At 63.9% G+C, this 17,454-nt stretch carries 17 protein-coding genes and 4 tRNA genes; 13 read left to right on the top strand and 8 right to left on the bottom strand.

Going from position 1 to position 17,454, the window contains the following annotated elements:
• Positions 1-28 precede the first annotated feature (28 nt).
• From GVL12_RS23460 to GVL12_RS23485, 6 genes are read left to right on the top strand one after another with little or no spacing between them, the layout of a single operon-like run.
• A complete protein-coding gene (locus GVL12_RS23460) occupies positions 29-499 on the top strand; it encodes a F0F1 ATP synthase subunit B (protein ID WP_159917984.1) in 471 nt (156 codons plus the stop codon).
• A gap of 12 nt (positions 500-511) precedes the next feature.
• A complete protein-coding gene (locus GVL12_RS23465; RefSeq protein ID WP_159917985.1) occupies positions 512-1,051 on the top strand; it encodes a F0F1 ATP synthase subunit delta in 540 nt (179 codons plus the stop codon).
• Between the two features lie 43 nt (positions 1,052-1,094).
• Positions 1,095-2,648, top strand: coding sequence for a F0F1 ATP synthase subunit alpha (gene atpA / locus GVL12_RS23470; RefSeq protein ID WP_159917986.1), 1,554 nt, complete (start codon positions 1,095-1,097; stop codon positions 2,646-2,648).
• Between the two features lie 18 nt (positions 2,649-2,666).
• The gene (gene atpG, locus GVL12_RS23475; RefSeq protein ID WP_159917987.1) at positions 2,667-3,536 is read left to right on the top strand and encodes a F0F1 ATP synthase subunit gamma; all 870 of its coding nucleotides are present in this window, start codon (positions 2,667-2,669) and stop codon (positions 3,534-3,536) included.
• Between the two features lie 33 nt (positions 3,537-3,569).
• Positions 3,570-4,979 (top strand): F0F1 ATP synthase subunit beta, encoded by a 1,410-nt coding sequence (gene atpD, locus GVL12_RS23480; RefSeq protein ID WP_159917988.1) that lies wholly within the window; start codon positions 3,570-3,572, stop codon positions 4,977-4,979.
• Between the two features lie 60 nt (positions 4,980-5,039).
• Positions 5,040-5,456, top strand: a complete 417-nt coding sequence (locus tag GVL12_RS23485) for a F0F1 ATP synthase subunit epsilon (RefSeq protein WP_159917989.1) — start codon at positions 5,040-5,042, stop codon at positions 5,454-5,456.
• Positions 5,457-5,651: 195 nt separating this feature from the next.
• Here the strand turns inward: GVL12_RS23485 and GVL12_RS23490 are convergent, their stop codons facing one another.
• The 4 genes from GVL12_RS23490 to GVL12_RS23505 form a co-directional block, all read right to left on the bottom strand.
• Entirely contained in the window at positions 5,652-5,918 is a 267-nt protein-coding gene (locus GVL12_RS23490) for a hypothetical protein (RefSeq protein ID WP_159917990.1), read from the bottom strand.
• A 91-nt stretch (positions 5,919-6,009) separates the two neighbouring features.
• Positions 6,010-6,558 carry a TPM domain-containing protein gene (locus GVL12_RS23495; RefSeq protein ID WP_159917991.1) on the bottom strand — a complete coding sequence of 183 codons (549 nt, stop codon included), beginning with the start codon at positions 6,556-6,558 and terminating at the stop codon, positions 6,010-6,012.
• A 2-nt stretch (positions 6,559-6,560) separates the two neighbouring features.
• Complete coding sequence (locus GVL12_RS23500) at positions 6,561-7,442, bottom strand: YgcG family protein (protein ID WP_159917992.1); 882 nt, start codon at positions 7,440-7,442, stop codon at positions 6,561-6,563.
• Between the two features lie 12 nt (positions 7,443-7,454).
• Positions 7,455-8,054 carry a LemA family protein gene (locus GVL12_RS23505; RefSeq protein WP_159917993.1) on the bottom strand — a complete coding sequence of 200 codons (600 nt, stop codon included), beginning with the start codon at positions 8,052-8,054 and terminating at the stop codon, positions 7,455-7,457.
• 125 nt (positions 8,055-8,179) lie between these two features.
• On the opposite strand from GVL12_RS23505, the gene GVL12_RS23510 reads away from it, so the two are divergent.
• Positions 8,180-8,710 carry a DUF2946 family protein gene (locus tag GVL12_RS23510; RefSeq protein ID WP_159917994.1) on the top strand — a complete coding sequence of 177 codons (531 nt, stop codon included), beginning with the start codon at positions 8,180-8,182 and terminating at the stop codon, positions 8,708-8,710.
• 49 nt (positions 8,711-8,759) lie between these two features.
• Here GVL12_RS23510 and GVL12_RS23515 read toward each other — a convergent pair whose 3' ends face one another.
• The 4 genes from GVL12_RS23515 to GVL12_RS23530 form a co-directional block, all read right to left on the bottom strand.
• Positions 8,760-9,305 carry a cytochrome c5 family protein gene (locus tag GVL12_RS23515; protein WP_159917995.1) on the bottom strand — a complete coding sequence of 182 codons (546 nt, stop codon included), beginning with the start codon at positions 9,303-9,305 and terminating at the stop codon, positions 8,760-8,762.
• Between the two features lie 200 nt (positions 9,306-9,505).
• A complete protein-coding gene (locus tag GVL12_RS23520) occupies positions 9,506-10,951 on the bottom strand; it encodes an efflux transporter outer membrane subunit (protein ID WP_159917996.1) in 1,446 nt (481 codons plus the stop codon).
• Complete coding sequence (locus GVL12_RS23525; protein WP_159917997.1) at positions 10,944-14,099, bottom strand: efflux RND transporter permease subunit; 3,156 nt, start codon at positions 14,097-14,099, stop codon at positions 10,944-10,946. The genes GVL12_RS23520 and GVL12_RS23525 overlap by 8 nt, the downstream gene beginning before the upstream one ends.
• Before the next feature lie 11 nt (positions 14,100-14,110).
• Positions 14,111-15,394, bottom strand: a complete 1,284-nt coding sequence (locus tag GVL12_RS23530) for an efflux RND transporter periplasmic adaptor subunit (protein WP_159917998.1) — start codon at positions 15,392-15,394, stop codon at positions 14,111-14,113.
• 200 nt (positions 15,395-15,594) lie between these two features.
• On the opposite strand from GVL12_RS23530, the gene GVL12_RS23535 reads away from it, so the two are divergent.
• The 6 genes from GVL12_RS23535 to GVL12_RS23560 all read left to right on the top strand — a co-directional run.
• The gene (locus GVL12_RS23535; RefSeq protein ID WP_159917999.1) at positions 15,595-16,314 is read left to right on the top strand and encodes a TetR family transcriptional regulator; all 720 of its coding nucleotides are present in this window, start codon (positions 15,595-15,597) and stop codon (positions 16,312-16,314) included.
• Positions 16,315-16,367: 53 nt separating this feature from the next.
• A tRNA-Arg gene (locus tag GVL12_RS23540) sits at positions 16,368-16,443 on the top strand.
• Between the two features lie 83 nt (positions 16,444-16,526).
• A tRNA-Tyr gene (locus GVL12_RS23545) sits at positions 16,527-16,612 on the top strand.
• A gap of 55 nt (positions 16,613-16,667) precedes the next feature.
• Positions 16,668-16,741: transfer RNA gene (locus GVL12_RS23550), tRNA-Gly, on the top strand.
• Positions 16,742-16,790: 49 nt separating this feature from the next.
• Positions 16,791-16,865 (top strand) — tRNA-Thr (locus tag GVL12_RS23555).
• A gap of 75 nt (positions 16,866-16,940) precedes the next feature.
• Positions 16,941-17,454: GTP-binding protein (locus tag GVL12_RS23560; protein WP_159911515.1), on the top strand; the 514-nt coding region annotated here is incomplete at its 3' end.

Consider the following 17,454-nt stretch of genomic DNA (forward strand, 5'->3'; position numbering starts at 1 on the left):
CTCAACGCCCATATAGAAAGGTGTTGCCGTGAGTATCAACGCGACCCTGTTCGTTCAGGCCATCGTCTTCCTGATCCTGGTGCTGTTCACGATGAAATTCGTGTGGCCCCCGATCGCGAAGGCCTTGGATGAACGAGCCCAGAAAATCGCCGATGGCCTCTCTGCTGCCGACAAGGCCAAATCCGAACTGACCGCTGTCAACAAGCGTGTCGAGCAGGAACTGGCCCAGACGCGCAATGAAACGACATCGCGGCTTGCGGACGCCGACCGCCGCGCCCAGTCCATCATTGAAGAGGCCAAGGCCCGTGCGACTGAAGAAGGCAACAAGCTGATTGCAGCCGCCCGTGCAGAAGCCGAGCAGCAAGCAATCCAAGCCCGCGAGGTCCTGCGTGAGCAGGTCGCCACGCTGGCCGTCAAGGGTGCCGAGCAGATTCTCCGCAAGGAAGTCAACGCCGGCGTCCATGCAGATCTGCTGAACCGCCTCAAGACTGAGCTGTAAGGAAACGCAAACATGGCAGAACTCGCCACCATTGCCCGCCCTTACGCTGAAGCCCTGTTCAAAGCCAGCACCGCCAGCGGTGCGGATTTGAACAGCACAGTCGCCTGGGTGGAGGAATTGGCGGCGGTTGCCGCCGATTCGCAATTGCGCCAACTGGCAGACAACCCCAAAGTGAGCGAAGAGCAGCTGCTCGACGTTTTCACGGGTGTCGCCCGTTCGGCACTCCCCGATGCCGCTCGTAATTTCCTGCGTGTCATCATTGAGAACGGCCGCGTGAATGCGCTGCCCGAGGTTGCAGACCAGTTTCGTGGTCTCGTCAACCGGCTCGCGGGCTCGTCGGATGCGGTGGTGTATAGCGCCTTCCCCATCGAGCCTGCCGCACTGACGGAGCTCAGCGCTTCGTTGGAAAAGCGTTTTGGCCGCAAGCTGCATCTCACCGTTCAGTCCGATGAGTCGCTGATCGGTGGCATTCGCGTAGTCGTGGGTGACGAAGTGCTCGACACCTCGGTCAAGGCCCGTCTGGAACAAATGAAAGCGGCCCTCACTGCCTAATCGCGCTGAGGTCCCGGCTAAACAAAGAAAGAAGGAAAGAGTCATGCAACTCAATCCCGCAGAAATTTCTGAATTGATCAAGAGCCGCATCGAAGGTCTGGCTGGCAGCACCGATATCCGTAACCAGGGCACCGTGGTGTCGGTGACGGACGGTATCGTGCGCATCCATGGCCTGTCGGACGTGATGCAAGGCGAAATGCTGGAATTCCCGGCAACCGCTGACGGCCAGCCCTCGTACGGCCTGGCTCTGAACCTCGAGCGCGACTCCGTCGGCGCCGTGATTCTGGGCGAGTACACGCACATCTCCGAAGGCGATACCGTCAAGTGCACGGGCCGCATTCTGGAAGTGCCCGTCGGCCCCGAGCTGATCGGCCGCGTTGTGAACGCGCTGGGTCACCCCATTGACGGCAAGGGCCCGATCAATGCGAAGATGACCGACGTGATCGAAAAGGTCGCACCGGGCGTTATCGCACGTCAATCGGTCGACCAGCCGCTGCAGACCGGTATCAAGTCGATCGACTCGATGGTTCCCGTGGGCCGTGGCCAGCGCGAACTGATCATTGGCGACCGTCAGACCGGCAAGACGGCCGTGGCCATCGACGCGATCATCAACCAGAAGGGCCAAGGCGTGACGTGTATCTACGTTGCGATCGGCCAGAAGGCTTCGTCGGTCAAGAACGTGGTGCGCGCGCTGGAACAAGCCGGTGCCATGGACTACACCATCGTGGTCGCTGCCACCGCTGCCGAATCGGCCGCGATGCAGTACGTGTCGGCCTACTCGGGCTGCACCATGGGTGAGTACTTCCGCGACCGCGGCGAAGACGCACTGATCGTTTATGACGACCTGTCCAAGCAAGCCGTGGCCTACCGCCAGGTTTCGCTGCTGCTGCGCCGCCCACCAGGCCGCGAAGCCTTCCCCGGCGACGTGTTCTATCTCCACAGCCGTCTGCTCGAACGCGCAGCCCGCGTGAACGCCAAGTACGTGGAAGATTTCACCAAGGGCGCAGTGACTGGCAAGACCGGTTCGCTGACGGCTCTGCCTATCATCGAAACCCAGGCGGGTGACGTGTCGGCTTTCGTGCCTACCAACGTGATTTCGATCACCGACGGCCAGATCTTCCTGGAAACCAGCCTGTTCAACGCCGGTATCCGTCCCGCGATCAACGCCGGTATCTCGGTGTCGCGCGTCGGTGGTGCTGCCCAGACCAAGTTCGTCAAGGGCCAGTCCGGCGGTATCCGTACCGACCTGGCACAGTACCGTGAACTGGCTGCGTTCGCGCAGTTCGCTTCCGACCTGGACGAATCCACCCGCAAGCAACTCGACCGCGGTGCCCGCGTGACCGAATTGCTCAAGCAAGCCCAGTACAGCCCGCTGTCCGTGGCCTTGATGGGTGCTTCGCTGTTCGCAGTGAACAAGGGCTACATGGACGACATCGAAGTCAAGCAAGTGCTGCCCTTCGAAGCCGGCCTGCACCAATTCCTCAAGACCAGCCATGGCGCATTGATCGAAAAGCTCAATGCCACCAAGGCCATGGACAAGGAATCCGAAGCTGAATTGACCGCCGCCATCGCAGCGTTCAAGAAGTCGTTCGCTTAATCCGGACGAGGAGCCATCATGGCAGCAGGTAAGGAAATTCGCGGCAAGATCAAATCGGTGGAAAACACCAAGAAGATCACGAAGGCCATGGAAATGGTCGCGGCATCCAAAATGCGCAAGGCGCAGGAACGGATGCTGGCGGCTCGTCCCTATAGCGAGAAGATCCGCAACATTGCAGCCCATCTTGGCCAAGCCAATCCCGAGTACGTGCACCCGTTCATGCAAGTGAACGAGTCGAAGAAGGTCGGCGTCATCGTGGTGACGACCGACAAGGGATTGTGCGGCGGCATGAACACCAACGTGTTGCGTGTCGTCACGGCCAAGCTGCGTGAATTGCAGGACCAGGGCATCTCCTCGGAGGCCGTGGCCATTGGCAGCAAGGGTCTGGGCTTCTTGAACCGTGTCGGCGCCAAGGTGGTTTCGCATGTCACGGGTCTGGGCGACACGCCACATCTGGAAAATCTGATCGGCCCTGTGAAGGTGCTGCTGGACGCGTATGCCGAAGGCAAGATAAGCAAGGTGTACCTGAGCTACACCCGCTTCATCAACACCATGAAGCAGGAATCGGTCGTGGAGCAGTTGTTGCCCCTGTCGTCCGCGCAAATGCAGGCTGAACAGACGTCTGGTACCAGCTGGGATTACATCTACGAACCCGATGCGCAAGCCGTCATCGACGAGTTGCTGGTTCGCTACGTGGAGTCCCTGATTTACCAGGCAGTTGCCGACAACATGGCGTCCGAGCAATCGGCGCGCATGGTGGCCATGAAGGCCGCAACCGACAACGCAGGCAGCGTCATTAGCGAGTTGAAGCTGGTCTACAACAAGACGCGTCAAGCAGCGATCACGACAGAGTTGTCGGAAATCGTTGCCGGCGCCGCCGCTGTGTAAGCAGCTCAACCGACAAACTTATTGGAGCAAAAAATGGCTCAAGTGCAAGGCAAGATTGTTCAATGTATTGGCGCTGTGGTGGACGTTGAGTTTCCCCGCAACGCAATGCCCAAGGTGTACGACGCCCTCAAGCTCGAAGGCACCAACCTGACGCTGGAAGTGCAACAACTGCTGGGTGACGGCATTGTGCGTACCATCGCGCTGGGTTCGTCCGACGGCCTGCGTCGCGGCCTGATGGTCAGCAACTCCCACGCTCCCATCACCGTGCCCGTGGGCAAGGCGACCCTGGGCCGCATCATGGACGTGCTCGGCGCGCCCATCGACGAACGCGGTCCCGTGGACCAGACTTCGACGGCCCCCATCCACCGCACGGCTCCTGCGTACGACGAACTGTCGCCTTCGCAGGAACTGCTGGAAACCGGCATCAAGGTGATCGACTTGATCTCTCCTTTCGCCAAGGGCGGCAAGGTGGGTCTGTTCGGTGGCGCCGGTGTGGGCAAGACCGTGAACATGATGGAACTCATCAACAACATCGCGAAGGGCCACGGCGGTCTGTCGGTGTTCGCTGGTGTGGGCGAGCGTACCCGTGAAGGCAATGACTTCTATCACGAAATGTCCGATGCGGGCGTCGTGAACCAGGAGAACCTGAACGAGTCCAAGGTGGCGATGGTCTACGGCCAGATGAACGAGCCACCAGGCAACCGTCTGCGCGTCGCGCTGACCGGTCTGACCATGGCCGAAGCTTTCCGTGACGAAGGCAAGGACGTGCTGTTCTTCGTGGACAACATCTACCGCTACACGCTGGCCGGTACCGAAGTGTCCGCTCTGCTGGGTCGTATGCCTTCGGCTGTGGGCTACCAGCCTACGCTGGCCGAAGAAATGGGCCGTCTGCAAGAGCGTATTACGTCGACCAAGGTCGGTTCGATCACGTCCATCCAGGCCGTTTACGTGCCTGCCGATGACTTGACCGATCCTTCGCCTGCAACGACGTTTGCCCACTTGGATTCCACGGTCGTGCTGTCGCGTGACATCGCTTCGCTGGGTATCTACCCCGCAGTGGATCCCCTGGATTCGACCAGCCGTCAGCTGGACCCCCAAGTGGTGGGTGAAGAGCACTACAAGGTGGCCCGCGACGTGCAAGGCACGCTGCAGCGCTACAAGGAACTGCGCGACATCATCGCCATTCTGGGCATGGACGAACTGGCACCTGAAGACAAGCTGGCCGTGGCCCGCGCGCGCAAGATCCAGCGTTTCCTGTCGCAGCCTTTCCACGTCGCCGAAGTGTTCACTGGCGCACCTGGCAAGTACGTTCCCCTGGCGGAAACCATCCGCGGCTTCAAGATGATTGTGGCCGGCGAGTGCGATCACCTGCCCGAGCAGGCGTTCTACATGGTTGGCACCATCGACGAAGCCTTCGAAAAGGCCAAGAAGCTGGCAGCTTGAGGCACCGGGGCCCGCAAGGGCCCTTGTCCCCCAGCCCAGTCTTAACCTTTAGGAGCAAAGATGAACACCATCCACGTTGATGTGGTCAGTGCCGAAGAAGCTATCTTCTCGGGTGAAGCGCGTTTCGTCGCGCTGCCCGGGGAAGCTGGCGAACTGGGCATTTACCCGCGCCATACCCCGCTGATCACGCGCATCAAGCCCGGCTCGGTGCGCATCGAGATGGCGGACGGCAGCGAAGAGTTCGTCTTCGTGGCCGGCGGCATCCTCGAAGTGCAGCCCAACTGCGTCACGGTACTGTCCGATACGGCCATCCGTGGCAAGGACCTCGACGACGAAAAGGCCAACAAGGCCAAGGCCGCCGCCGAGGAAGCACTGAAGAATGCCAAGGGCGAGCTGGACCTGGCCAAGGCCCAGTCCGAGCTGGCCGTCATGGCCGCCCAGATCGCTGCCCTGCGCAAGTTCCGCCAGAAACGGTAAGCTTTCGGCGCACAACAAAAAACCGCTCCTCGGAGCGGTTTTTTTACGCCAGCAGCATTCAAAAGGCGAGTCATGGCATGTCGCGGAGCCGTTGAAACTGGCGTGCACCAGCAAGGGGGCAGCGAGGAAGGGCTGTCTAGTCCACTGCGCACCGAGGGGAGGGCTCTCTTGCGTCCCTTGTTCAGGGGAAGCGGCTCAGGGGGTGTCACATCTTGCCTGGTACACGTAGACCACGGCATTGTCCTTGGGGTCGACCACGCGGCGCTTGTGCAGCTGGGCGGTTTCCGGGTTGGGGCACAGGGCCTTGACCTGGGCTTCGCACTTGCGCGGATCATCTTCCTTGAGCTTGCAGCTCAGCACATAGTCATAGACCACGGGAGGCTGGGTGCTGTCGTGGCCCAGGCTGGCACAGCCGGCCAGGCCGAGGGTCGCGCCGAGCGCGATGACTGCCAATGTTTTCATGGAAAGCTCCGGTAATGGAAATGGGAAATGGAATGCGGCAACGCTATCACATGCCGTGACAGGAGTGACGCAGCCTGCACCTTGCTGCGCGTCAGGACGGGAAGTCGCGGCCTGTGCGCAGGCGCACCGGCGCATCGGGCAGTCCGTCGGTCTGCGGCGCTGCCGGGGCATTTCCATCGGTCGCAAAGTGCTGGTGCAGCAATGCCGTGACATGGGCCAGGGCCTGGGTCAGGCCGTCTTCGTAGTGGCCATCGTGGAACGCCGTGCCCATTTCCTGCACCAGTTTTTCCCAGGTGTCGGCGGCAATGGCGCGCGTCAGGCCGCGGTCGGCAATGATCTCGATCGCGTGGTCGGCCAGCAGCAGATAGATCAGCACGCCGTTGTTGTGCTCGGTGTCCCAGACGCGCAGCTTGCCGAACAGTGCCACGGCGCGTTCGCGCGCCGTGGCATCGCGCCACACATAGGACAGCGGCAGTCCGGCTTCGACGCAGATGCGGATCTCGCCCGTGTGGCGCTGTTCGCTCGCGGCGACGCGCCGGCCCAGGCGCTCGAGCAATTCGTCGGGCAGGGCGGCCTGCATCCGGCCCTCGGTCCAGCGGTGGCGCAGCAGGCGTGCGAGGCGTTGTATCCCGTTGCGCATGTTCACCACCTCCCCGAGGCGCCGCCGCCGCCAAAACTGCCGCCGCCGCCGGAGCCGAACCCGCCGCCACCGAAGCCACCACCACGGCCGCCGCCGAAGCCGCCGCCAAAGCCACCGCCACCGATGTGCGTGCTCTTGCCGTTGGACAGCAGCGTGATCAGCAGGGCCGCGACCCCGGCGCCGCCGGCGAGCAGTAGGCTGGTCGTGAGCCAGAAGGCGACTGCGCCCGTGCCCGCGCCCATCAACACGGCGCCGAAGCGGTTGCCGAAGATGCGCCGCGCGAGCGGCCGCAGCACAGAAACGGCAATGAACAGGAAGATCGCCAGCGACTCGAGGTCGAGTCCGTCCCTGGCCTGGGACTGGGACTTCTTGGGCGGGGGCAGCTGTTCGCCCGCGATCAGCGCGGCGACCTGCGTGAGCCCTGCGCTCAGCCCGCCGGCATAGTCGCCCGCACGAAAGCGCGGCTGCATGGTTTCATCGAGAATGCGGGCCGCCGCGATGTCGGGAATCGCGCCTTCGAGCGTGCGCGCGACTTCGATGCGCATGCGCCGGTCGTCCTTGGCGACCACGACCAGCAGGCCATCGCCGACTTCGCGCCGGCCTATCTTCCAGTCGCTGGCCACGCGGTACGCATAGGCCGCGATGTCTTCAGGCGCGGTGGTGGCGACCATCAGCACCGCGATCTGCGAGCCGTGCTGGCTTTCGATGGCAGCGAGCTGCGCTTCAAGCGCGCTGCGGTCGTCAGGCGTGAGCGTGGCGGTTTGATCGATGACCCGGGCTGTGAGGGCCGGCACGGGTTGCAGAGCTTGCGCTGCGAGCTGCAGCGGCGCGCAGGCGATGAGCAGCAGGGGTAGCAGCCAGCGCCAGGCCAGCGTGAACGGCATGGTGAAGCCTGATCAGCGTGCGGGAGCGGGCGCCGAGAAGTCCACGCTCGGTGGCGTGGAGATCTGGGCTTCGTTTTGCACCGTGAAGTTCGGCTTGGGCGCGTAGCTGAAGACCTTCGCCGTGAGGTTGGTCGGGAAGCTGCGCGCGAGCACGTTGTAGGACTGCACGGTCTGGATGTACTGGTTGCGCGCCACGGTGATGCGGTTCTCCGTGCCTTCGAGCGTCACGCGCAGGTCGCGAAAGCCCTCGTTGGCCTGCAGCTGCGGGTAGCGCTCGGAGACCATCATCAGCCGCGACAGCGCGCCCGAGAGCTCGCCCTGGGCCTGCTGGAATCTGGCGAATGCCGCGGGGTCGTTGATCAGCTCGGGCGTGGCCTGGATCGACGTGGCCTTGGCGCGCGCTTCGATGACCTGGGTCAGCGTCTCCTGTTCGAAATTGGCCTGGCCCTTGACGGTGGCGACGATGTTCGGCACCAGGTCGGCGCGGCGCTGGTACTGGTTGAGCACTTCGCTCCAGGCGGCCTTGGATTGTTCGTCCAGGCGCTGGAAATCGTTGTAGCCGCAGCCGGTAAGGGCCAGGGTCGTGAACAGGATGGCGAGTAGGCGTTTCATAGTAGGCTTGTGCTGGCGCCCGGTGACGGGCGAGGTGGCAGCGGTGGCTGCCGATGCTGCAGATTGTGCCGCATCTACCCTGGCAAGGGTAGGTAGGATCAGGCCGCGAACCGAAGGAGACGGTGATGGACGATATCGTGAAACAGGCCATGGCCAAATGGCCGAACGTGCCCGATTGTTTCGGCTGGCTCGGGCTTGATGCGCGCGGCCAGTGGTTTCTGCGTGACGATGCGGTGCAGGCGCTCGGAACGTTCGATGAAAGCAAGGGATCACTTCTGGTGCATGAGAAGCTGCTGGCCTTCATTGCGCGCAACTATGCGCGCGATGATCTCGGCCGCTGGTTTTTCCAGAACGGGCCGCAGCGCGTCTATGTGGAGCTCGAAGCCGCGCCGTTCGTCTGGCGGCTGCAGCCGGGCGGCCAGGTGCAGGCGCAGACCGGCGCGCTGGCCACGCCCCAGGCCTGCCTGGTCGACGAGCAGGGCCGGGTCTACCTCGCGACCGAGCTGGGCCTGGGGCTGGTGCACAGCCAGGATGTGGGCCTGGTGGCCGACGGGCTCGAGCAGCAGCGCTGGCCGCAGGAGGACGTGCTGGCGGGCAGCCTGCCCGCGCGCTTTCATTTCGTGCGCAGCCCGGCGCAGCAGCAAACTCCGGCCTAGTGAAAAGAGGCCCAAGGCCTCTTGATCGCTGGCGCGAAGCGCTGCGGTATTACTTCGCCGCTTCGCCTTCGCCTTCGCCTTCGCCTTCGCCTTCGGCCGCGGGCGCCTGCGGCTCGTCGAACTTCGCGCCGGCCGCGTTGGCCATGAACACCACGCCGCGCGCGATTTCCGTGTCGTTGAAATCGCCGCCACCCTGGGGTGCCATCGCGCCCTTGCCCTTGAGCGCGGCTTCGACCATTGCCTCGAAGCCATGCGCCAGACGCGGGCCCCAGGCGGCGGTATCGCCGAACTTGGGTGCATCGGCGACACCGGCCGCATGGCAGGCAGCGCATTGGCCGTTGTAGACGGCTTCACCGCCGCGCAGCGGCCGGTTGGCGTCACGGATCTCGACCTGCCCCACTTTTTGCAGACGCTGGGCCTTGGCCATCTCCGGATTGGCGGCGCCCGGGCCGGGCTTGCTGCCGGAGTTGACGAACATGACCAGGCCGATGATGACCAGGACCGGAATCACAAAAGAGAGAAACACGGCGATCAGCAACTGCTTGGGGTTCTTGATCGGGCCTGCATGTGCTTCTTCGTGGGGATTGGCGCTCATGACGTCCTCAGTGTTATTAGGGATATATTTCAGCAGGGAATTATATGGGGCACCTTGTGTCTGGCTGCTGCGCGTTTCCCCGTGCGTGTGCACTACGGCAACCAAGCTGCGCGGGACATGATCTGGCGCAAGAAAAAAGGCCATGCCCCGCAGGTCATGGCCTTTGCTGCGCGCCGCGTTGGCGCAGGCGCGTACGGATTTCAACGTGGCGTGCCAGGGGCCTGCGCGGTGCTTGCCAGCGGCGTGGGTGAAGCGACGCCGCCGCCCAGCGCCTTGTACAGCAGCAACTGGTTCTGCACCTGGGCCAGGCGCACCTGCACCACGGACTGCTCGAGCGCGAACAGCGTGCGCTGGGCGTCGAGCAGATCGAGGTAGCTGGACACGCCATTGCTGTAGCGCAGATCGGAGAGCTTCAGGCGCACGGTCTCGGCCTCGAGCTGGGCACGCTGGGCGCGGTCCTGCTCGCGCAGCGAGGCCTGGCTGTCGAGTGCATCCGAGACTTCGCGGAATGCGGTCTGGATGGCTTTCTCGTACTGGGCGACGGCGATCTGGCGACCCACCTGGGCCGCGTCGAGGTTGGCGCTGTTGCGGCCCGCGTCAAAGATCGGCAGCAGCGCCGACGGTGCGAGCGAGAAGCCCCAGGAGCCGCTCTTGAACAGCCCCGAGAGTTCGCTGCTGGCCGTGCCGACCTGCGCGGTGAGCGCGATGCGCGGGAAGAAATTCGCGCGCGCCGCACCGATGTTGGCGTTGGCGCCGATCAGCAGCTGTTCCGCCTGGCGGATGTCCGGCCGCTGGATCAGAAGGTCCGACGGCAGGCCTGCGGGCAGCGGGGCCAGCGCAGGCGCCTGGTTCAGGCGCGTGTCCGCGAGGCCGGCATTGACTTCGGGCGGCAGCGACTGGCCCAGCAGCAGGGCCAGCGCATTCGCGTCGAGCGCGCGTTGGCGCTGCTGCTGCGCGAGCGTGGCGCGCGCGGCTTCGGTCAGCGACACCGCCTGGCGGTAGTCGAGCTCGGAGGTCGCACCGGCATCGAAGCGCAGCCGAGTCAGATCGACCGACGCTTCGCGGGTCTCGAGCGTGCGGCGCGAAATCGCGAGCAGTTCCTCGTCGGCCAGCAGCGTGTACCAGGCGTTGGCGACGGACGCCACCAGGCTTACCTGCGTGGCGCGCATGCCTTCCTCGGTCGCAAGGTACTGGGCCAGTGCCTGCTGCTTGAGGCTGCCGACGCGGCCGAAGAAGTCGAGCTCCCAGGCCGTGGTCTGCAGTCCCACGCTATAGGCGTTGGTGTAGCCGCTGTTGGCCGTATCGGGCGTGCGCGAAGCCGTCATGCCGCCGTGGATGGTCGGGAACTGGTCGGCGCGCGTGATCCGGTACTGGGCCCGGGCCTGCTCGATATTGAGCACCGCGACCTGCAGGTCACGGTTGTTGGCCAGCGCCAGGCCGATCAGTTGCTGCAGGCGCGGATCGGTGAAGTATTCCTGCCAGGCCAGGGTGGCCGCGGCCTGGGCGCCGGCCGTCGCGGCCTCTTGCGCCGCGCTGTGGTAGGCGGCCGGCACGGGCGCCGTGGGGCGCTCGTAGGTGGGAATGAACGAGCAGCCGGCCATCAGCAGGGCCGCTGCCAGCGCTACGGGAGTGCAGCGGTTAATCATGGCGCAGGGCCTCCGGGTTGTGGGCAGCAGCCTGGGGAGGATCGATGTCCTCGGCGTGCTTCTTGCCCTTGAAGAGCGAGCGGACGATCACGAAGAAGACGGGCACGAAGAACACCGCCAGCACCGTGCCGGTGAAGATGCCGCCGAGCACGCCGGTGCCGATCGCACGCTGGCTGGCCGAGCTCGCGCCCGAGGCCAGGACCAGCGGCACCACGCCCAGGCCGAAGGCCAGCGACGTCATGATGATCGGGCGAAAGCGCAGGTGGGCGGCTTCGAGCGCGGCCTGAATGACCGTCCTGCCCTGGGCTTGCAGGTCCTTGGCGAACTCGATGATCAGAATCGCGTTCTTCGCCGTCAGGCCGATGATGGTGATCAGCCCGACCTGGAAGTACACGTCGTTGGCGTAGCCGCGCATCAGCGTGGCCACCACCACCCCGAGCACGCCCAGGGGCACGACCAGAATCACCGCCAGCGGAATCGTCCAGCTTTCGTACAGCGCGGCCAGGCACAGGAACACGGCCAGGATGGCGAAGCTGTAGAGGATCAGCGACTGCGAGCCCGCAAGCTTTTCCTCATACGACTGGCCTGTCCATTCGTAGCCGAAGCCCTCGGGCAACTGACCGACCAGGCGTTCCATTTCCGCCATCGCGTCACCCGTGCTGTAGCCCGGGGCGGGCACGCCCGTGATCTTCATCGCGGGGTAGCCGTTGTAGCGCAGGGTCTGCTGCGCGCCCAGGACCCAGCGCGTGGTGGCGAAGGTCGAGAACGGCACGGGCTGGCCCAGGCTGTTCGGCGCCGTCAACTGCATCAGGTCTTCGGCCTGCATGCGCGCGGGCGCATCGGCCTGCACGATCACGCGCTGCAGTCGGCCCTTGTTCGGGAAGTCATTGACGTAGCTCGAACCCAGCGCCGTGGACAGCGTGGTGTTGATCGCGCTGAACGCCACGCCCAGGGCGCTGGCCTTGTCGCGGTCGATGTCGATCTGCAGCTGGGGCGCGTCTTCCAGGCCGTCCGGACGCACCTGTGTCAGCACCTTGCTTTGCGAGGCCATGCCCAGCAACTGGTTGCGGGCGTTCACCAGCGCGGCATGGCCGTTGCTGCCACGGTCCTGCAGGCGCAGGGTGAAGCCCGACGAGTTGCCCAGCTCGGGAATGGGCGGCGGGCTCAGCGCGAACACGAAGGCGTCGCGCACGCCGGACATCGCACCCATGATGCGGCCCGCGAGCGCGTCCGCGGATTGCGAGGCCGCGGCGCGTTCGCTCCAGTCCTTGAGCGTGATGAACGCCAGGCCGGCATTCTGTCCCTGGCCCGAGAAGCTGAAGCCCAGCACGCTGACCATGCTCGCGACTTCGGGCTGCTGCAGCGTGAATTTCTCCACTTCCTCCATCACGGCCTGGGTCCGCTGCAGCGTCGCGCCAGGTGGCAGCTGGACGTTGGCGATGACCGTGCCCTGGTCTTCACCGGGCAGGAAGGACGTGGGCAGGTTCTTGTAGACCAGCGCCACGGCGCCGAGGATGGCGGCGTAGATGATCAGATAGCGCGCGGCCTTCTTGAGCATGCGCGCGACCACGCTTTCATAGCCCTTGGCGGTCTGGCTGAAGCGGCGGTTGAACCAGGTGAAGAACTTGTTCTTCTTGGCGTCATGGTCGACGGGCTTGAGCAGCGTGGCGCACAGCGCGGGCGTCAGCGACAGCGCCATGAACGCCGAGAAGGCGATCGAGGCGACCATCACGGTGGCGAACTGGCGGTAGATGTTGCCGGTGGAGCCGGCGAAGAAGGCCAGCGGCACGAACACCGAGATCAGCACCACGGTCACGCCGATGATGGCGCCCGAGATCTGGCCCATGGCCTTGCGCGTTGCGGCGCGCGGCGGCAGCTTTTCCTCTTCCATGATGCGCTCGACGTTCTCGACCACCACGATGGCGTCATCGACCACGATGCCGATCACCAGCACCATGCCGAACATGGTCAGCACGTTGATCGAGAAGCCCAGGGCCAGCAGCGTGGCAAAGGTGCCCAGCAGGGCAATGGGCACGACGATGGTCGGAATGATGGTGTAGCGCCAGTTCTGCAGGAACAGGAACATCACCAGGAACACCAGCGCCACGGCTTCGACCAGGGTCTGGGCGACCTGCTTGATCGAGATGCTCACGAAGTTCGAGCTGTCGTAGGGAATCGACCATTCGACCCCTTCAGGGAAGAATTTCTCCAGTTCCTCGAGCTTGGCGCGCACATCCTTGGCGGCGGCCAGCGCATTGCCCGTAGGCGACAGCTGGACGCCGATGCCGACGGCGGGCTGACCGTTCAGGCGGGCCGAAGTCGACAGGCTTTGCGAGCCGATTTCAATGCGTGCCACATCCTTGAGGCGCACGGTCGAGCCGTCGGCCTGGGCACGCAGCACGATGTTGCCGAACTGCTCGGGCGTGGACAGCTGGCCGCGCACGGTGACCGTGGCCGAGATGCTCTGGCCCGTGATGTTGGGCAGCTCGCCGATCGCGCCGGACGCGACCTGGGCGTTCTGCGACTGGATGGCGGTCGTGACGTCCGCCGAGGACAGGTTGAAGCCCTGCAGCTTGGCGGGGTCGATCCAGATGCGCATGGCCTGTTCGGAGCCGAACAGCTGCACCTGACCGATGCCGGTGACGCGCTGGAGTTCGGGCACCAGGTTGCGCGTCGCGTAATCGCCCAGCGCCGTCGTATCCCAGTCGGGGTTCTTCGACGCCAGCATCGCGAACAGCAGGAAGTTGGCCGACGACTTGTCGACCTTCACGCCCTGCTGGGTCACGGCTGCGGGCAGGCGCGGCGTGGCGCGCGACAGGCGGTTTTGCACGTCGACCTGGGCCAGCTCGGGATTGGTTCCCTGCGCAAAGCTCACGGTGATCGAACCCGTGCCGTTGGCCTGGGCGGTGGACTCCATATAGAGCAGTCCGGGCGAACCGTTCATCTCGCGCTCGATCACGGACAGCACGCTGTCCTCGAGCACCTGGGCGGAGGCACCGGGATAGGCGGTGCTGATGACGATGGCCGGAGGGGCCACGGGAGGGTATTGCGCAATCGGCAGCTGCGTGAGTGATACCGCGCCCATCACGATGATGAACAGCGCGATCACCCAGGCAAAGATGGGGCGCTCAATAAAAAACTTGGCCATGACGGACGCCTTTACTTGTCAGCCGCGGGAGCTGCCGCTGCGGGTGCGGCCGCAGCGGGTTCTGCCGGGGCTGCTGCCGCCGGCGCGGTGCCGGGCGCATGCCACGGCACCGGAGTGACGGGCGTGCCGGGTGGCAGCATCTGCAATTTCTGGAAGCCGTCGACCATGACCTTCTCGCCGGCCTTGAGGCCGTCGAGCACGATCCATTGCTGGTTTTGCGCCGCGCTGACCTTGATGCTGCGCTGGGAGATCTTGCCGTCGTCACCGACCACCGACACGGTGTCGCCGTTTTCGCTGCGCGTCACGGCCTGCTGGGGCAGGGAGATGGCGTTCACGGCCTGGGCCTGCTCGACCTGCACGCGCACGTAGAGGCCGGGCAGCAGCATTCCCTGGGGGTTGGGCACTTCGGCGCGCAGCGTGACCTGACCGGTCGTGCTGTCCACGGACAGGTCGGTGAACAGCAGCTTGCCCGCGCGTTCGTAGATGCTGCCGTCTTCCAGAATCACCTTCACGCTTGCCGCATCGTTGCCCGAGGCTTTCTTGAGCTGGCCTTCGGCCATGGCCTTGCGCAGCTTGAAAGCTTCGCTCGACGACTGGGTGAAGTTGATATAGACCGGGTCGATCTGCTGGATCACGGCCAGCGGAGTGGCTTCGCCCTGACCGACCAGCGCGCCTTCGGTGACCAGCGACTGGCCGATGCGCCCCGAGATCGGCGCGGTGACCTTGGCATAGCCGAGGCTGATGTCGGCCGAGCGCACATTGGCCTTGCCGGCGGCGACATCGGCCAGCGCCTGCTTGTATGCGGCTTCGGCGTTCACGAAGTCCTGCTTGCTGATCGCATTGGCGGCGACCAGGGGCTTGTAGCGTTCGAGCTGGGCCGCGGCCTGCGCGAGATTGGCTTCCGAGCGGGCCAATGCGGCGCGTGCGCTTTGCGCCGTGGCTTCATAGGACGCGGCGTCGATGCGGTACAGCGTCTGGCCGGCCTTGACGTCGCTGCCTTCGCGGTACAGACGCTCGAGCAGGATGCCGGCGCTGCGCGCGCGCACCTGGGCCACGCGCGATGCTTCGACGCGACCAGGCAATTCCGTCACCAGGCCGATGTCGCCGGGCGTGGCCACCACGACGCCGACCTGCACCTGGGGTGCCTGGGCGCCTGCCGCGGGCGGCTGGCCTTGCGCAGGCTTGTCGCCGCATGCGACCAGCGTGAGCGCTGCCGAAACGGCCAGTGCCAGGCAGGCGTGGCGGTATAGGCGACGGGGAGGTTGGGCGTCGGGCGCATTGCGCGTGCTGTGCATGGTTTTTTCCTAGGGATGAATCAGCGTCGGAGCATGGACGGCGTGCATGTCAATATGACGAGCACAGGCCCGCAATGCCCCTGAAATGAGCTTGGCGATTGTACATACATTCATGAATGTATAATAAGACCCCTGCCTGGATTGAGGACATTGTGACCTCAGTGCGCCAGGGGTGCACGATTGAAAATGGGAGAAGTGTCATGGCCCGTAGAACCAAAGAAGATGCGGTGGCGACGCGCAATGCCTTGCTGGACGCCGCCGAGCAGGTTTTCCTGGCGCAGGGTGTTTCGCAGTCATCGCTGGCGGCCATTGCCAAGCAGGCGGGGGCGACGCGTGGCGCGGTCTATTGGCACTTCAAGGACAAGCTCGACCTGTTCAACGCCATGATCGACCGTGTCGCCATGCCGCTCGACCAGATCATGTATGGCGGCGTGGGGCAGTTTGCCGATGCCGCGCCCTTGCCGCGCATGTGTCGGGTGATGTATTTGCTGCTGCACGGTCTGGTGACCGATGAGCGCATCTGCCGGGTCTTCACCATCATGAAGCACCGCGTGGAGTTCGTCGGCGAGCTCGCGGCATTGCAGGTCCGGCATACCTCCTCGCTCAATGACTTCACGCGCCAGCTGGCGCTTGATTTCGCGGCCGCCGCTGAGCATGGGGGGCTGGAGTTGCGTCATTCGCCGCAATTGCTTGCGACCGGCCTGCGTTCGCTGGTCGACGGGTTGATCCACTCCTGGTTGCTGGGCCTCGAAGGCTTTGATCTGGAGAGGGACGGCTTTGCGGCCATACAGGTCTATCTGATCGGTGCGGGCCTGCCGCAGGCGGCGGTGCGCGCGGCTTTCGAAGAGGCCGCATCCGTTCCGTGCCCGCAGCCCGGCGATGCGCGCGTTCCTTGCGGATATGTCGACCCGCTTGTGTGAATTTCGCGCAAAGTCGTGCGACAATGCGCGCTTGCTTTGGACCTCGGTCCGGGGCGGCTGTAGCTCAGTGGATAGAGTATTGGCCTCCGAAGCCAAGGGTCGTGGGTTCGATCCCCGCCAGCCGCACCAGTCTTGCGCGAAAGTGCAAAACAGGGCGAAAAAATAGCAGATTTGTTTTTGGTCTCAAAAATGCTGCTACAATCGAATTCTTCGGAGGGGTGCCCGAGTGGCTAAAGGGGGCAGACTGTAAATCTGTTGGCTTACGCCTACACTGGTTCGAATCCAGTCCCCTCCACCAGTTTTGGTTGAAGAGTTTGATAGATGCGAATGCCCGCATCGACGCACAGAGAAGTGCGGGAGTAGTTCAATGGTAGAACCCTAGCCTTCCAAGCTAATGACGCGGGTTCGATTCCCGTCTCCCGCTCCAAATTGTGTGTAGCGTTATTTCTTTCGAATGGCCGCAAGGCGATTTGAATGCCCATGTGGCTCAGTGGCAGAGCACTCCCTTGGTAAGGGAGAGGTCGCGGGTCCGATTCCCGCCATGGGCACCAGCTTTCTGGTGCTTCCGCTAGATGGTTGCGCCGAGTCCTGTTGTGTAGTTAAAGATTTTTTTCGGAGTCGGAAAAATGGCAAAAGGAAAATTCGAGCGCACCAAGCCCCACGTCAACGTGGGCACCATTGGTCACGTTGACCATGGCAAGACGACCCTGACGGCTGCCATCGCAACCGTTCTGTCGGCCAAGTTTGGTGGCGAAGCCAAGAAGTACGACGAAATCGACAAGGCGCCTGAAGAAAAGGCCCGCGGTATCACCATCAATACCTCGCACGTCGAATACGAAACCGCCAACCGCCACTACGCGCACGTTGACTGCCCCGGCCACGCTGACTATGTGAAGAACATGATCACCGGCGCCGCTCAAATGGACGGCGCCATCCTGGTTTGCTCGGCCGCTGACGGCCCAATGCCCCAGACCCGCGAGCACATCCTGCTGGCCCGTCAGGTTGGCGTTCCCTACATCATCGTGTTCCTGAACAAGTGCGACATGGTGGATGACGAAGAGCTGCTGGAACTGGTCGAAATGGAAGTCCGCGAGCTGCTGGACAAGTACAACTTCCCCGGCGACGACACCCCGATCATTC

Origin of the sequence: Pantoea sp. 18069 (assembly GCF_902706035.1) — a bacterium.
In the GTDB taxonomy this organism is placed as follows: Bacteria; Pseudomonadota; Gammaproteobacteria; order Burkholderiales; family Burkholderiaceae_C; genus Comamonas.

Excerpts from the sequence above, each read along its gene's own strand:
- GVL12_RS23465 (WP_159917985.1), top strand. The coding sequence starts at position 512 with ATGGCAGAACTCGCCACCATTGCCCGCCCTTACGCTGAAGCCCTGTTC.
- atpA (WP_159917986.1), top strand. The coding sequence starts at position 1,095 with ATGCAACTCAATCCCGCAGAAATTTCTGAATTGATCAAGAGCCGCATC.
- atpG (WP_159917987.1), top strand. The coding sequence starts at position 2,667 with ATGGCAGCAGGTAAGGAAATTCGCGGCAAGATCAAATCGGTGGAAAAC.
- atpD (WP_159917988.1), top strand. The coding sequence starts at position 3,570 with ATGGCTCAAGTGCAAGGCAAGATTGTTCAATGTATTGGCGCTGTGGTG.
- GVL12_RS23485 (WP_159917989.1), top strand. The coding sequence starts at position 5,040 with ATGAACACCATCCACGTTGATGTGGTCAGTGCCGAAGAAGCTATCTTC.
- GVL12_RS23490 (WP_159917990.1), bottom strand. The coding sequence starts at position 5,918 with ATGAAAACATTGGCAGTCATCGCGCTCGGCGCGACCCTCGGCCTGGCC.
- GVL12_RS23495 (WP_159917991.1), bottom strand. The coding sequence starts at position 6,558 with ATGCGCAACGGGATACAACGCCTCGCACGCCTGCTGCGCCACCGCTGG.
- GVL12_RS23500 (WP_159917992.1), bottom strand. The coding sequence starts at position 7,442 with ATGCCGTTCACGCTGGCCTGGCGCTGGCTGCTACCCCTGCTGCTCATC.
- GVL12_RS23505 (WP_159917993.1), bottom strand. The coding sequence starts at position 8,054 with ATGAAACGCCTACTCGCCATCCTGTTCACGACCCTGGCCCTTACCGGC.
- GVL12_RS23510 (WP_159917994.1), top strand. The coding sequence starts at position 8,180 with ATGGACGATATCGTGAAACAGGCCATGGCCAAATGGCCGAACGTGCCC.
- GVL12_RS23515 (WP_159917995.1), bottom strand. The coding sequence starts at position 9,305 with ATGAGCGCCAATCCCCACGAAGAAGCACATGCAGGCCCGATCAAGAAC.
- GVL12_RS23520 (WP_159917996.1), bottom strand. The coding sequence starts at position 10,951 with ATGATTAACCGCTGCACTCCCGTAGCGCTGGCAGCGGCCCTGCTGATG.
- GVL12_RS23525 (WP_159917997.1), bottom strand. The coding sequence starts at position 14,099 with ATGGCCAAGTTTTTTATTGAGCGCCCCATCTTTGCCTGGGTGATCGCG.
- GVL12_RS23530 (WP_159917998.1), bottom strand. The coding sequence starts at position 15,394 with ATGCACAGCACGCGCAATGCGCCCGACGCCCAACCTCCCCGTCGCCTA.
- GVL12_RS23535 (WP_159917999.1), top strand. The coding sequence starts at position 15,595 with ATGGCCCGTAGAACCAAAGAAGATGCGGTGGCGACGCGCAATGCCTTG.